Below are 15,221 nucleotides of genomic sequence, written 5' to 3'. Positions count from 1 at the left end.
CGGGATATATGGATAATACAACTGCACTTTCCGTACATCATTTGAAAAAGACTTTCAGGACCTCATCCAATGGGAATGAGGTCCTGAAAGATGTGAATATCGTTTTGGAGAAAGGCGTTGTCGCCATCCTGGGATCGAATGGAGCAGGCAAGACGACTTTTATCAGATCCTGCACAGACCTGCTGGACTATAAAGAGGGGAAGATAGAATATTTCGGGAAAGACCTCCAGACAATGAGCAAGGAAGAAAAGAACAGGACCTTTGCGCTGCTGTCTGAAGGCAGCCGGAACATCTACTACAAGCTGACGCCATGGGAAAACATAAAGTATTTCGCCGCCGTGCGTGGCGTCCCGTTCAATGCCGTAAGTAGTCAGAGCAAGGAACTCCTCAACAAATTAGGATTATACGACAAAAGGAATCAGCTGGTAGAGAATCTGTCTCGCGGGATGCAGCAAAAGGTCGCCATCATCTGTGCGCTGAGCATGAACACCCCCGTCGTATTCCTTGATGAGCCGACCCTTGGACTGGACATTGAGAGTGCATTCGGGCTGAGCAGTTTCCTGTCATCCCCGGAAATCACTTCAAACAGATTGATCATCATGACTTCTCATGACTTTAACTTCATAGAACGCACCGCCCGGCAGATATTCAAGCTGCAAGACGGAGTCATGAAAAGGAAAGAAGATACAGCAAGCTTCGACAACTCTTTCATCCTTAAAATCCTGCATCCTGATATCGACAAGTTACAGGCCGCCAGATATGAAATTCTGGAACGGCACGACCTCTATTGTACAATCAGACTTCTCACCACTGCACTCCTATTGGGCAAGGAAATCGACAGACTGAACCAAGAAGGACACGAGGTGACAAGCGTGGAGATAGAAGGAGAGAACTTAAAAGATTTTTATTTAAACTGATTCATCATGATGTATTTCTGGGGACTTTTGAAGGCAGAGTTTGTCAAATCCATCAAATTGGCTTTCAGGTATAAATTCAACACGCTGTTCAATATTCTCTTCTGGGCTGTGCTCATGGTATTGCTCTCCCATGTCCTCCTCCGGGGGAAACCGGAGGTCAAGACATGGGCGTTTATCTGCTCGTTCATGATCTGGCTCATCGCCAACAACTCTTTCATCTCCGTGGTGGATTCCATCGTGTCGGAGACTGTCCAGGGAACAATAGAACAGCTGTATCTCAATTCAAGATCTTTCTTCACATTACTTCTGGTCAAGGGGCTTGTGTCAAGTGTGATTACCATCATCCAGTCCGTTCTCACACTGTTTATCTGCGTTCTTCTGGTCCCTTCCGTGCAAGCGGGTCTTTTTATTCAATGGCTCTCTGTACTTCCGCTGTTTCTCATATCCATCTTCTCGCTTATAGGTCTGGGAATCATGTGCGCCTCACTGGCATTAAAATACAAGAGCATATCGTCATTCTACAGCATGGTATCCTCCATCGTCTTTGGTATCCTGACCTACGGGGCAGTCTTTATCTCTTCCAAGACAGCACTCATGTTGCTGTTTCCCTTTGCAAAGGCGAATGCGGCCATACAGCAGTTGTTGCTCCGTGGATCATCTTTGACACCGAATACCCTGACGGTCATTCTCTGCAATGATGGATTATACTTGCTCTTAGGGTATCTCTGTCTGAAATTCTTAATCATCAAGAGTAAAGAAAGCGGTTCACTGTCAAAATTCTGAAGGCAGCCTGCAGCGGCTTCACTCCTTGGTCTCATCAATGTAATGGTTCATAAAGGACAAGGTAGAATCCGACTCCTTGCTATCCGGTCAAAGCACATGAATTTCCTGAAATTACAGCTTCTAATCGTTTACCGTCTGATGAAGGGACTTGGAATAATCATCTCTGTCCTTCTGCTGTGTGTCGCAGGCTTATTGCTCTATATACTGTCATTGGCTCCGCAGACGAATATCATACTGGTTGATGCCGCTCTCGTGGCCGGATTCCATTATAGCAGAGGCGACAGGGAACTCCTGCAGATATTGTACGGAAGTGAGAAGAGGCTGCTGATGGCAGAGTATGTCCTTCTTTCCACTCCATTAATAGCTATCTGTGCGCTCCGCCTCTATTGGCTGCCACTTCTCATGTGTCTGGCAATAGCGATTGCCCTGCCTATGCTGCCCAGACCCCGGCTGCAGTTCACAATGTTTACTTTTCCTTTCCTGCTGAAAGGCTCTTATCAGTATGCCGGCAGTATGAGGACGCTGCTTATCCCTTACCTGTTGGGGATATTCGCATCCTGCATGGGGCTGCTGTACCATAACATCAATATCACCTATGCCACACTACTGCTCTTCGTATATCTGCTTGGATTCCTCATCTGTCAGCCTGTCAGGAAGAGCCATCTGATGTTCTACTCTTCCCCTTTGAGAATGATTCATTTACAGTCAATATATGCCATCGGGAATACATTCGCACTGCTATGTCCCTTCTTCGCTATCCTCCTGATACACAAAGCTGACGCCCTTGTTATCGGAGAAGTCGTCATGATATATATCCTTGCCACGATCTTTCTTTTCCAGTCGGAGCTTATCAGGTATTTCAAAATAGACAATCCGATTGTAATCATGATTGTGCTATCAGCTTTGTTCATGGTCGATGCCATAGGATATATGAAGACCGTGATGATTCCCTTGGCTGCGTTCACCACCCTTCTGTTATCTTTTATGGTCTACAGCAAATATTCAGCATGATTCAGATAAACAATATAAGGAAGAAATACGGCTCGTCCGTCATCCTTCATGGCATGACCCTCCGGTTAGAGAAAAGTAAAGCGTATGGCATCGTAGGAGAGAACGGTGCCGGCAAAAGCACATTGTTCAGGTGTCTTGCGGGCCTGGAACATTATCAGGGCAACGTCATCATGGAAGAACATTGCAGGATAGGTTATCTGCCCGATACGCCTTACTTTTACCCGCTGGTTACCAGCAAGGAGTTTCTGGAATTCTGCCTGAAAGCTGCCCATCTTCCGTGTACCGGTGAAGAAATCAATCAGTACAACAAGCTGTTTCATCTTCCGTTGAATAGCTATCCGTCGAAATACTCTTTGGGAATGAGAAAGCGTCTGATGCTCATGGCACTGATGATGCAGAAGTGTGACTTCTATATCATGGACGAACCTTTCAACGGATTGGATGTCGCAGGTGTCATCCTACTGAAAGACTGGATAGTCAAAAGAAAGAGAGAGGGAAGCACATTCCTGATATCCTCTCACATCATCTCTGCCTTGACCGATATCTGCGAGACTCTGGCATACATCCACCAAGGTAAGATGATGAAGACCTATGAGGGAAAAGAAGTCGTTCCAAAAGTCATTGAGGATGATCTAAAGAAATACATACTCAAAGAGGACATCTGAAATTACCTGTAAAACAGATTACAGGCAAATGGCATATTCCAGGCCCTTCCGTTAAATGCACAGATGGCTATCGTGAAGAGCGTATGGGCTTGACGTGAGGGACTGATGGTTTACCGAGACCATACATTCCCTTTTCCTGCACTTATGTTTATCTGATGCTATCCGATAAAACTCAAACCGCAAGATTTCCCATGACTTCTTTTAAACTGACCATTCCGCATCGTTTCCGGAAAAGCCCCCCTGTTCAGATAAGTTCTGCCCGCACAGCTCTTCTCCGGCAACAAGCAGGCTCCCCTCCAGGCAATATATGGCATGGAGCGGGCCGTCAACACGACTGGTGTCTGCCGACAACACAAAATGTGACGGGCATCAGCACATCTGAAGAAAAGGCCGTTCCACTCCTATCGCTATCATATACGGCATAACGCTGATGGCTGCCTTGCACGGCAAATGTCCATCAGGCAGCATTGATATTTATCGGGACTCGGTCACTGCAGATGTATAATGCCGGCAGTTGCCGGATATTATCTGCCTCGGTCTTATTCTCTGTCTATGCTTTTAACGAAAAAAACTATTCCTCCCCCATTCGGAAAAGAGATGGAATGAGGCCGCTATGTCAAAGCACCTCCTGCACCTCCTGCATATCCTTGATGTTCATCATGCTTTCTACGATGAACTTGACATCCTTCCGGTCGTAGACCTGCATCTCGATTGTCCCTTCGAAGATGCCGTTGTCACTGGAGATGGTTATCTTGCGGATGTTGATGCCCAGCTGATCGGAAAGCACATCGGAAATGTCGTGCAGCATTCCGCTGCGGTCGATACCCCGTATCTCTACTGTCGCATCGAAGAAGAGCCGGCGGTGCATATCCCACTTGGCATCCAGAATGCGCGTACCGTAGCTCGCCTTCAGTTTTGAAGCCACAGGACAGGACCGCTTGTGGATTTCGATGTGGTTCTTGTTGTCTATATAGCCGAGGATATCATCGCCGGGAATGGCATGACAGCAGTGTGGGAAAAGGTAGCGATGGATATTCTCCTCGCTGATGAAGACCGGTTTCTTCCGGTTGAAATCCCTGGTCACGACAATCAGTCCCTCTGCCGAAGCCGTATCGTCAGCATCCACCGGCCCGGTCACTTTCTTCCCATTCGACTTCAGGAACGGCACGTAACGCCGCCACTTGCTCACAGAGATGGCCTTCTCCCCTTTCTTCTTTCCCCGGAGTTCGTCCAGATCCGTGTCGCCGAGGATGACCGTCCTGTCGCCGACAGCAAGGAAAAGACTCTCATGCTTCTGAAGATCGTGCAAGTCACAGAGCTTGTCCAGTACGGAGGTGGTCATCTCAAGGTCGTTCGCCTTCAGCCACTTCGCCAGCTGCTCCTCCCCCGTCTTCTGTATCTCACGGCTCTCGCGGCGGAGGATGGCCTGTATCTTCGCCTTGGCCTTCGCCGTAGAGACAAAGTTGATCCATGACGGATTGACGTGCTGCGACATGGAAGTCAGAATCTCGACCTGGTCGCCGCTGTTGAGCCTGTGGCTCAACGGCACGAGTTTGTGGTTGACCTTTGCACCGATGCAATGACTGCCGAGGAAAGTGTGTATCTGGAAGGCAAAGTCGAGTGCCGTACATCCTGCCGGCATCGTCTTGATTTCGCCTTTCGGTGTAAAGACGAAGATCTCGGAGGCGAAGAGGTTGAGCTTGATGGCATCGAGGAAGTCCATGGCATCGGGCTGCGGGTCGTCGAGGATTTCCTTGATGGTACTGAGCCACTCGTTCAGTTCGCCTTCATCCTCGGTTATTTCACCGCCGTCCTTGTACTTCCAGTGGGCAGCGAAGCCCTGCTCGGCCAGTTCATCCATGTGCTCGGAACGAATCTGCACCTCTATCCACCGTCCCTTGGCCGACATGAGGGTCACGTGCAGAGCCTGGTAGCCGTTCGCTTTGGGATGGTTCACCCAGTCGCGCAGACGGTCGGGATGGCTCTTGTAAATCTGGCTGATTGCCACATAAATCTGGAAACAGTTGTTGATTTCCTCTTCCGGCGACTTCGGCCTGTAAATGATCCGTACGGCAAGAATATCATAAATCTCCTCAAAGGTGACGTGCTTGTTCTGCATCTTGTTCCAGATGGAATAAGGGCTCTTCACGCGTGCCTTGATTTCATACTGGAATCCCATCTTGTCAAGTTCGGCACGGATAGGAGCCGTGAACTCTGCGAAAAGCGCGTCACGCTGCGCCTGCGTGGAAGCCAGTTTCTTCTCGATGGAGGCGTATGCATCCGGATGCTCATAGCGGAAACTGAGGTCTTCCAGTTCGGTCTTGATCTTGTTCAGTCCCAGCCGGTTGGCAAGCGGCGCATAGATATAGAGCGTCTCACCCGCTATCTTGTACTGTTTGTTGGCAGGCTGGGAAGCAAGTGTACGCATATTGTGCAGCCGGTCGCATATCTTGATGAGGATGACACGGATGTCGTCGCTCATCGTCAGCAGCAGCTTCTTGAAGTTCTCGGCCTGTGCGGAAGCCTGCTCGCCGAAGATGCCGCCGGAAATCTTTGTCAGTCCGTCGACAATCTGCGCTATCTTCGGTCCGAAAATGTTCTCTATGTCCTCGACAGTATAGTCGGTATCTTCCACCACGTCGTGCAGCAGGGCCGCACTGATGCTCGTTGCCCCGAGTCCCATCTCCTCACAGGCAATCTGGGCGACGGCGATGGGGTGCATGATATAAGGTTCCCCCGACAGCCGGCGCACTCCTTTGTGTGCCTGCCGGGCAAAATTGAATGCCTTGGTGATGATATCCACCTTCTTCCGGTGGCGCGAGGCAAGATAGGTGTCTATCAGATGCTGGAAGGCATCGTCTACCATCTTCTCATAGTCAGTTTCCTTAACTTCTGTATTGTCCTTGTCCATTGTGCATTCTCCCTTTATATATAACAATAAGGTGAAAGAATCTTGTTAATGTACCATTACGCCTTGCCGGTAAGGTGCGGCCTGTCCAGCTGTGCCGGCGACAGCATTCCGTCATGCCAAAATTTCGCATCGGAATAGTCTGCAACCACATATCCTTCCATCATTCCCTCGGTGGAGGGAATAAGCACATCGACAGCCTTTCCGTGATTGTCAACAACCGTCTGGTGCTGTGCCCGGACAATACCGGCCGTTCCCAGTAGTGCCATGAGGAAGAGTACTATATGTCGTTTTCGGTTCATCGCTTATTGTTCGGTTGGCGCAAGTCCTGTGCGTCGCTGCTTAGAATGTCAGGCTGCAGCCAATGCCGATAGCCGACGAGCGGAAAGGAGTTCCGGATGCCGTGATGCGCTTGTCGGGGATGACTGTCGGCGCAATATGCAGGGAAAGGTTGTCCGATATGTCGAAATCAGACAGTGAGGCATCCACGTAAGCATCGATGACCGACAGCGCATAGACAGCGATGGTGGTGAAGACACTCAGGTCGCGCCAGCGGCGGTAACGGTCTTTGCGCTGCTTGAAGATGCTTTTGTACCGCTCTTCATTGGCCGGGGTGATGGTCGTCCCGAGGTGCAGGAAATTGTTGTAGCTTTGTGTAGACGGGTCGTTGTCCATGATGTCAATGTATGCCTGGGCATAGTCATGATACATCTGGTTGTTCCACGTCATAGCGTAGATGCAGCCCACGAAGCCTCCGTAGAAAATCGGCAGCTTCCAGTACTTGCGGTTGTAGACCTGGCCGGCGCCCGGCAACACGAGTGCCAGCCACAGTGCCCGCTTGGGGCTGGGCCGCCACCGGGTCCAGTCGCGTCCTTTCTTCCTTACCATGCCGGTGCTGTCCTTCCGTATTACGGAAGTGAGTCTTCCCTCATCATCCGGCGTAAGGATCGCCTTTTCCTCGATGTACTTGTCCTGTGAACCAGGCACCTCGACGACCGCCGAGTCGCCCGGATAGACAACCCTTATCGTGTCATGCTGCGGTACCTGTGCCTGTATGCCTGTCATACTGACAAGCGCACCAACCGCCATCAGGCTTCTGCGGATTATACCATTCAATCTCATCACTACCCTTTTGTCTTAACACAAGCCGCCGTTTCCCAGCCATCTGACTGCCGAAGCGAAATTCCCGGTCGGTTGGGACAACGGTTCCCGAACGGTCGGGAATAATGTTCCCGACGGCTGGGAATGATGTTCCCGAGCAGTTGGGAACCATTCCCCCGGACCGGCACCTGCAGCCCATCTTGTAGTCATTCCTTGTCCTCTCATCAACCCGGAAGAGCCTACTTCATCTTGTCCATCACCTCCATGATGTGCAGCAGCTCTTCTTCTGAATCAAACGGAATACTGATCTTACCCTTTCCTCTGGTGTTGCAGCTCATCTGCACTTTCGTGTCGAAGAATGCCGAAAGACGCTGCTTGAGGAGATTGAACTCCTCCGGCAGGCGGGTACGGGCTGCGATCTTCTTCTTGGCACTCTGGATGTCTTCACCACTGTTGAGCTGCTGGCAGAGTTCCTCTACCTTGCGGACACTGTATCCGTTCTTCAGAATCTCACGATAGAGCTTCAGCTGCAGCGAAGGACTGTCCAGCGAAAGCAGCGCACGGGCGTGTCCCATGTCGATTTCCTTTTTCTGCAATCCCATCTGTACCTGTGCCGGGAGCTTCAGCAGACGCAGGTAATTGGCAATGGCGGCACGGCTCTTGCCCACACGCTCGGCCACACGCTCCTGCGTCATGCCGCTCTTCTCCAGCAGATGTTCGTAGGCAAGGGCTATCTCGATGGCGTTCAGGTCTTCGCGCTGGATGTTCTCCACCAGTGCCAGTTCCATCACGCTCTCGTCCTTGATGGTGCGGATGTAGGCCGGAATGGCCGTCAGGCCGGCCAGCTGGCTGGCACGCCAGCGACGTTCACCGGCAATGATCTGGAAGCGGTTCTCATCGGTCTGGCGGAGCGTGATGGGCTGGACAAGTCCAAGCTCACGTATGCTGTTTGCCAACTCCTCCAGAGCCACCGGGTCGAATTCGCGGCGCGGCTGGTTGGGATTGGCTTCAATCTGGTCCAAGGCAACCTCGTTGATGGTAGAGCTGCCCTGTGTGCTTACTGATTCCGTGGAAATCAACGCGTCAAGTCCGCGCCCGAGGGCGTTGGTCTTTGCATTGCGGTTATATTTCTTGTGTACAGCCATGTTTTTGTTTTTTTGTAGGGGATAGGCGATGATGGGCAGAAATAGGCGATAATAAGCGGGGATGAGCGGGGACGGACGGGGATGACAGTCTGTAACCTTGCCTTTGCCTTGCATATTCCTTGCCACACTCCTTATTGCATTCCCTGTTTTTCCCTCACCTTACTCCTTGTTCTTTTCGATGATTTCCTTTGCCAGGCAGAGGTGGTTCTTCGCCCCTGTGGAGTCGGCATCGTAGAGGATGACCGGCAGACCGTGGCTCGGGCTTTCCGAGAGTTTCACGTTGCGCTGGATGACCGCCTTGAACACGAGTTCCTGGAAGTGGCGTTTCACCTCATCGTAAATCTGGCGGGCAAGACGCAGACGGCTGTCGTACATCGTCAGCAGGAAGCCCTCTATCTCCAGCTTCGGGTTCAGTTTGCTCTTGATGATCTTGATGGTGTTCAGCAGCTTGCTGATTCCCTCCAATGCGAAGTATTCGCACTGCACAGGAATGATTACGGAGTCGGCTGCCGTCAGCGCATTGACGGTAATCAGACCCAGCGACGGGCTGCAGTCTATCAGTATGTAGTCGTAGTCGCCGCGGACAGAGGCAAGCAGGTTGCTCATTACTTTCTCACGGCCGTTGATCTTCAGCATTTCGATTTCGGCCCCGACAAGGTCGATGTGGCTCGGGACAATGTCCAGCCCCTCTATGTCGGTGGTGTAAATGGCATCTTTTATGTCTGCATGGTCTATGATACATTCGTAAAGCGAGCAGTCCACCTCCTTGATGTCTACGCCCAGACCGCTGGATGCGTTGGCCTGCGGATCGGCGTCAATGACAAGTACGGTCTTCTCAAGCGTTGCCAGGGATGCCGCCAGATTAATAGTGGTGGTTGTCTTCCCGACACCGCCTTTCTGGTTGGCAAGTGCAATAATCTTTCCCATTTTTCTATTTAATCCAATACGTTTATCAGGCTACAAAGATACATATTTTATACGAGACAAGCGGACTTTATAAACCTTTTTTCGTACTTTTGCACGGAAATCAAAGTGAAGATTATGGATTCTAAGAAACCACTCATACTCATCTCCAACGACGACGGCTACCACTCCAACGGCATCCGCACCCTCGTCTCGTTCCTCTCCGACTTCGCCCAGGTTGTTGTCTGTGCGCCGGAGGCTGCCCGTTCGGGATTTTCATGTGCCTTCTCCGTGGTTGACTACCTGCTGCTGAAGAAACGCCACAACATACCCGGCTGTGAGGTATGGTCGTGTACAGGGACACCTGTCGACTGTGTGAAGCTGGCGCTGGACCAGATCTTTACCGGACGGAAGCCCGACCTCATCCTGGGAGGCATCAACCACGGCGACAACTCTTCCGTGAACAACCATTACAGCGGGACGATGGGCATTGCCTATGAGGGCTGCATGAAATACATTCCGTCCATCGCCTTCTCGAGCTGCGACTACGACCCCAATGCCGACCTCTCTTATCTGCGCGGTTATGTAAGAACCATTGTCAGGAAAGTTCTTGCCGAGGGACTGCCGAAAGGAATCTGCCTGAACGTGAACTTCCCGAAGACAGAAAAGTTCGCAGGCCTGAAAGTCTGCCGCATGGGGTTCGGCAGCTGGACAAACGAAGTTGTACGTTGCAGTCATCCCCGCGGATTCGACTATTACTGGATGACGGGGCATTACCGCAACGACGAACCCGAAGCAGCCGACAATGACCAGTGGGCACTGGAGCACGACTATGTCTCTGTCACACCGACGAAAATTGATGTGACCGACCATGAGCTGCTCGACAAGATGAAAACGTGGGAATCCCTTTAATTCACAGATGTTATGAAGTATTATCTGATAGTCGGAGAAGCCTCAGGCGACCTGCACGCCTCACGCCTCATGCTGTCGCTCAGGCAGTACGACCCTGATGCCGAGTTCCGTTTCTTTGGCGGCGACCTGATGACCAGAGCTGGCGGCACACGTGTGAAGCATTATCGTGAACTGGCTTACATGGGTTTTGTTCCCGTACTGCTCCATCTGCCTGTCATCTTCAGGAACATGAAGATGTGCAAAGAGGACATTGTGCGATGGAAGCCCGATGTCGTCATCCTCGTCGACTATCCGGGCTTCAACCTCAGCATTGCAAAGTTTGTAAAGAAGAACACGGACATTCCCGTCTACTATTACATCTCGCCGAAGATATGGGCATGGAAGGAGTGGCGTATCAAATCTATCAAGCGTGACGTGAGGGAGATGTTCTCCATCCTGCCGTTCGAAGTGTCCTTCTATGAGAAGAAGCACCATTACAGAATACATTACGTCGGCAACCCGACAGCCGAAGAGGTAGACAACTTCCGCCATGTCTATACGGAGACAAAGGACGAATTCTGCCAGCGGAACGGTCTGTCTGCCAAGCCCATCATCGCCATCCTTGCAGGAAGCAGAAGGCAGGAAATCAAGGACAACCTGCCTTCCATGCTCGAGGCGGCACGCCACTTTGCAGATTATCAGATGGTGATTGCCGCGGCACCTTCTATCACTGAAAGTTACTATAAGAAGTTTTTAGGTGACAGTGAGGCAAAGATGGTGAAGACGCAGACCTACGAACTTCTCGCCCACTCCACAGCAGCCCTCGTCACCAGCGGTACGGCGACACTCGAAACCGCTTTGCTGAACGTCCCGCAGGTTGTCTGTTACGAGACGCCTGTTCCTAAATTGATCCACTTTGCTTTCAAGCATATCATCAAGGTACGTTTCATCTCCCTCGTCAATCTTATTGCCGACAAGGAAATCGTACAGGAACTCCTTGCCGACCGTTTCTCTGTCCGCAACATTGCCGACGAACTCTATCGGATTCTACCTGGCCAGACCGGCCGCGACCGTATGCTCGCCGATTACCAGCTTGTACGCACGCAGCTGGGCAATGCGACAGCACCTGACAACGCTGCAAGAATCATGGTCGGGAAATTGTCGGGTAGACAAGTAGACGGACCGACGGATTGACAGGCGGGAGACCTGTCTGACCGATATTCTCAGCAATGCGCCGCCTGCCTTGCTTTTGTCTGCCATTACCCTGTCCGATACAACCACACGCTCTCCCCCTCCCAGTCTGCCCCGGACTGCTTGTGATGTATATCCTGCACCTCCGGCAGCCTCATTCCTTGCCACCGGTCATAGAACAGACGGGGAATGAGGGCGGGAATGTAGAAACCGGACAGGAAGGATTTCAGTGCTGTCCGGTAAGCATTTCCCGTGCAAGTCAGCCATCAGTGTCTTGCCGTATATGATAGCGACAGGAACGAACCGGCCTTTCCGGCAGATGTGCTGATGCCCGTCACCTATGGAGTTGCAGGCAGACACCAGCCGTGTTGACGGCCCGAACCTTACAATATATTGCCGGGATGGGACCGGCTTGTAGCTGGTAAAAAACCGTATCGGCAGCACTTGTCTGACCAGAGGGGCTTACCTCCCCGAAAAACATACGGAATTGTCCGTTCAAAAGAAATTACGCATGGGAATTATGCTGTTCGAGTTTTATCGGACAGCATTAGAAGAAATTATGAAACGGCTATTTAATATCTATTCAGAAACAGCAGGTTCCCAGCATCTCCCATATATCTTATCAGATCGTACAAATCTGTTCCTCTCAATCAGTTACATCATCATTACATCCTGTATAACCTATCCATGAAGGAAGACCGGACAAAAGAGGCCGGAAAAGAAATATTGCTTCTCATCTTGTTTTTTTGACCAAAAGACTTGCAAATATCAAATAATTGTTCTACTTTTGCAGTGTAATATTGATATAGTACACAGTAACTATAAGAAAACATACGGAATACAACATACAAGAACAATCCCAATTAAAAGAGAAATGGCTTATGATTCAAGTAAACGACCTCACCTTCAGCTATCCGGGAAACAAGCACAGAGTTTTTGAGGGGCTGACGCTCCAACTCAGCGAAAGCCGCATCTACGGACTGCTGGGCAAGAACGGAATGGGGAAAAGTACCCTGCTCTATCTTATCGCAGGATTACTGAAACCGAAGAAAGGCAGTATCCTGATAGATGGCCTCACGGCTTCACGCCGTTACCCGCAGATGTTGCAGGAACTGTATCTCGTACCGGAAGAGTACGACCTGCCCGACATGACCCTGGCAAGTTACACCAGAATCCACGAAGACTTCTATCCACGGTTCAGCAGGGAAACACTCAAGAAGTGCCTCGCAGACTTTGAGATGCCGACAGAAGTGGACATGAAACAGCTGTCCATGGGACAGAAAAAGAAGGTGTACATGAGCTTTGCCCTGGCAACAGGCTGCCGGATTATCCTGATGGACGAACCCACCAACGGATTGGACATTCCTTCCAAAGCACTCTTCCGGCAGGTAGTTGCCGGCAACATGACCGAAGGTTCTTCGCTTGTCATCTCAACCCATCAGGTGCATGACGTGGAGCAGCTGCTGGACCATATCCTCATCCTTGACAAATCTCGGATACTGCTCAATGCCGCTACAGAACAGATTACATCAGATTATACTTTCAGCATCCGTCAGCCCGCCGAGATGGACGATACCGTGCTCTATGCCGAACCGTCGCTGCAGGGAAACGCCACTATTGCACGACGAAAGGAAGGCTACAGCGAGACGCCCGTCAATCTGGAACTACTGTTCAATGCCGTGACATCAGGTAAACTAAAATAAAACTAAGGAGGACATTATTATGAAGAAACCATCCACCAAGACCATCACTGCCACTCTGTCCATCGCAGTCTGCACGCTGCTGCTCTGTTCCTGCATCATGAAGAAGCCCGACTACGGCCCGACCGTCAAGAAGACAATGACTGTCCCCAGCTTCAATAGCGTGGAACTGAACGGAAACACAGCTGTCTACTTCCTGCAAGGCAAGGAATACAGTGTCAGACTCGAAGGCAAGAAAAAGCTGCTGGACTGCATGAAAATAGGCGTGAAGAACAACGTTCTGAACGTCAACAGCACGGACGAGGCTGGCTCGAACAAAATCGTCTTCTTTGGCCATTCCCATCAGGGAGACAATACAATCAAGGTGTATATCACCTCCCCGACGCTCACGAAAATCAGCCAGGACGGCAATGCCTCGCTGGTATTCCCCGACTCCGTAACGTTCGACAGGCTCAGTCTCAACATTGATGGAAACTCTGCCGTCAAGGTACACCGGATGAAAGTGGGACAGCTCGACATGGAACTCTCGGGCAATGCAGGCGTGAAATTCAAGAATCTCACCGCTCGCCGTGCAACCTTCGACATCAGCGGCAACGCCGGAATGGAGATAAACTTCAACCGGGCAGACACCGCATCCTTCGACGTGTCGGGCAATGCCGGCATCAAACTCACGGGTACGACACGCCTGCCTATACGGCAGAACGTGACCGGAAACGGCGGAATCACAGACCACACAACAAGAACGAAATAAAGAACAAGGAGAGAAAAACATGAAAAAGTTTGATTTAAACCGCTTCGGGAAAGTGATGAGCCGTCTCATCCTCGTACGACGCCGCTCACTGACCAATACTTTCTCTGGCTTTGCCATTACTTTCTTCATCATCGCCATGCTGAACAGCCAGCCCTTTTACTGGACGGCCCTTTCACATGAAGAGATGGCATGGAATCTCGCAGGCGCACAGAACTTCATCGGCATCATCTGCCTTGTGGCATTCTTCGTCATCGCCACAATGGTCATCAAGGACCTGTCAGCCCGGCAGTCACGCCTCAACGAGATGATGCTCCCTGCCACAAACCTTGAGAAGTTCCTCGCACGGGTCCTGCTCGTAACCATCGCCTTTCCTGCTGTCATCATGGCGGCATTCCTTGCAGCAGACTGTGCGCAGCAGCTTCTCAACATGATGATTCACCACGGTGGAAGAGCCTCCCTCATCGGTGCGTTCTCCCAATTCCCAATGATGAACACGGGTCCCACGCCACTATGGGCAAAGCTGGAGGCCATGCTGCTGTCCAATGCCTTTGCCATCTTAGGCGGTATGCTCTTCCGCAAGACGGCTTGGCTGAAGACCGTGGCGGCAATGACAATCATCGCAATTTCAGTTTTGGCAGGCATTACGCTTTTCGCTTTCCTGATACAAACCAACACCGATTACGTTGTGTATCTACCAGACACACTGTGGTGCCACATCATCAACAACATCGTCTGCTGGGCATTAATCATACTGATGTATTGGGGCTCGTACAAACTCTATACACGTATGCAAGTGATCAATAACCGCTGGATAAACATTTGAACATGATAAAATTCGAGGATAACAAGGCAATATACGAACAGATGGCCGACCGCCTATGCGACGAGATCATTGCTGGAACCTATAAAGCCGACGACCGCATACCGTCTGTCCGGGAGTATGCCGTCATGCTGCAGGTAAACACCAACACCGCCGTGAAGGCTTATGAACTGCTCGCACGTGAAGAGATCATCTATAACCGGCGCGGACTGGGCTACTTCGTCTCGCCCGGCGCAAGGAAGCAGATCATGACTGTACGGCGGAAGGTCTTTCTCACCCGGACACTCCCTTCCCTCTTCCGTGAAATGAATCTCTTGGGAATCACCATGGAAGAGATTGAGGAGGAGTGGACAAAACTTCAACGGCAGTAACAATCTTATTCAGAAACAGACCCAGAAGCCAAAAGAGCTGGACCGATATGTAGTTCGCCATAAA

At 50.9% G+C, this 15,221-nt stretch carries 15 protein-coding genes; 10 read left to right on the top strand and 5 right to left on the bottom strand.

Annotated elements, in window-relative coordinates; translation table 11 throughout:
- The first annotated feature begins 8 nt into the window (after positions 1-8).
- The 4 genes from DYH27_RS01915 (at position 9) to DYH27_RS01900 (ending at position 3,376) form a co-directional block, all read left to right on the top strand.
- Entirely contained in the window at positions 9-917 is a 909-nt protein-coding gene (locus DYH27_RS01915) for an ATP-binding cassette domain-containing protein (RefSeq protein ID WP_025068009.1), read from the top strand.
- Positions 918-923: 6 nt separating this feature from the next.
- Positions 924-1,700 carry an ABC transporter permease gene (locus DYH27_RS01910; RefSeq protein WP_025068008.1) on the top strand — a complete coding sequence of 259 codons (777 nt, stop codon included), beginning with the start codon at positions 924-926 and terminating at the stop codon, positions 1,698-1,700.
- A 96-nt stretch (positions 1,701-1,796) separates the two neighbouring features.
- Positions 1,797-2,711: a hypothetical protein gene (locus tag DYH27_RS01905; RefSeq protein ID WP_025068007.1), complete on the top strand. Its 915-nt coding sequence runs from the start codon at positions 1,797-1,799 to the stop codon at positions 2,709-2,711.
- Complete coding sequence (locus tag DYH27_RS01900) at positions 2,708-3,376, top strand: ATP-binding cassette domain-containing protein (protein WP_025068006.1); 669 nt, start codon at positions 2,708-2,710, stop codon at positions 3,374-3,376. The genes DYH27_RS01905 and DYH27_RS01900 overlap by 4 nt, the downstream gene beginning before the upstream one ends.
- A gap of 616 nt (positions 3,377-3,992) precedes the next feature.
- On the opposite strand, the gene DYH27_RS01890 is transcribed toward DYH27_RS01900, so the two are convergent.
- The 5 genes from DYH27_RS01890 to DYH27_RS01870 all read right to left on the bottom strand — a co-directional run bounded on the left by DYH27_RS01890 (position 3,993) and on the right by DYH27_RS01870 (position 9,457).
- Positions 3,993-6,287, bottom strand: a complete 2,295-nt coding sequence (locus tag DYH27_RS01890) for a RelA/SpoT family protein (RefSeq protein WP_004351606.1) — start codon at positions 6,285-6,287, stop codon at positions 3,993-3,995.
- Positions 6,288-6,343: 56 nt separating this feature from the next.
- Positions 6,344-6,586, bottom strand: coding sequence for a hypothetical protein (locus tag DYH27_RS01885; protein WP_025068005.1), 243 nt, complete (start codon positions 6,584-6,586; stop codon positions 6,344-6,346).
- A gap of 40 nt (positions 6,587-6,626) precedes the next feature.
- A complete protein-coding gene (locus tag DYH27_RS01880) occupies positions 6,627-7,406 on the bottom strand; it encodes a DUF5683 domain-containing protein (protein WP_004351625.1) in 780 nt (259 codons plus the stop codon).
- A gap of 218 nt (positions 7,407-7,624) precedes the next feature.
- The gene (locus tag DYH27_RS01875; RefSeq protein WP_004351694.1) at positions 7,625-8,530 is read right to left on the bottom strand and encodes a ParB/RepB/Spo0J family partition protein; all 906 of its coding nucleotides are present in this window, start codon (positions 8,528-8,530) and stop codon (positions 7,625-7,627) included.
- A 159-nt stretch (positions 8,531-8,689) separates the two neighbouring features.
- On the bottom strand, positions 8,690-9,457 hold the full coding sequence (locus DYH27_RS01870) for a ParA family protein (RefSeq protein WP_013671624.1): 768 nt from the start codon (positions 9,455-9,457) through the stop codon (positions 8,690-8,692).
- A 114-nt stretch (positions 9,458-9,571) separates the two neighbouring features.
- Between DYH27_RS01870 and surE the strand changes: the two genes are divergently transcribed.
- The 6 genes from surE to DYH27_RS01835 all read left to right on the top strand — a co-directional run bounded on the left by surE (position 9,572) and on the right by DYH27_RS01835 (position 15,157).
- Entirely contained in the window at positions 9,572-10,345 is a 774-nt protein-coding gene (surE, locus tag DYH27_RS01865) for a 5'/3'-nucleotidase SurE (RefSeq protein ID WP_004351679.1), read from the top strand.
- Positions 10,346-10,357: 12 nt separating this feature from the next.
- A complete protein-coding gene (lpxB, locus tag DYH27_RS01860; RefSeq protein WP_025068004.1) occupies positions 10,358-11,518 on the top strand; it encodes a lipid-A-disaccharide synthase in 1,161 nt (386 codons plus the stop codon).
- A gap of 878 nt (positions 11,519-12,396) precedes the next feature.
- Positions 12,397-13,218 (top strand): ABC transporter ATP-binding protein, encoded by an 822-nt coding sequence (locus DYH27_RS01850; RefSeq protein ID WP_025068003.1) that lies wholly within the window; start codon positions 12,397-12,399, stop codon positions 13,216-13,218.
- Positions 13,219-13,237: 19 nt separating this feature from the next.
- Positions 13,238-13,966, top strand: coding sequence for a GIN domain-containing protein (locus tag DYH27_RS01845; RefSeq protein WP_025068002.1), 729 nt, complete (start codon positions 13,238-13,240; stop codon positions 13,964-13,966).
- Positions 13,967-13,985: 19 nt separating this feature from the next.
- A complete protein-coding gene (locus tag DYH27_RS01840) occupies positions 13,986-14,789 on the top strand; it encodes a hypothetical protein (protein WP_025068001.1) in 804 nt (267 codons plus the stop codon).
- Between the two features lie 5 nt (positions 14,790-14,794).
- Positions 14,795-15,157 (top strand): GntR family transcriptional regulator, encoded by a 363-nt coding sequence (locus DYH27_RS01835; protein WP_025068000.1) that lies wholly within the window; start codon positions 14,795-14,797, stop codon positions 15,155-15,157.
- The last annotated feature ends 64 nt before the right edge of the window (positions 15,158-15,221 follow it).

This window comes from Prevotella denticola (assembly GCF_900454835.1).
GTDB classification, from domain to species: Bacteria; Bacteroidota; Bacteroidia; order Bacteroidales; family Bacteroidaceae; genus Prevotella; species Prevotella denticola.
This window is presented reverse-complemented; position numbering and strand designations above follow the sequence as displayed.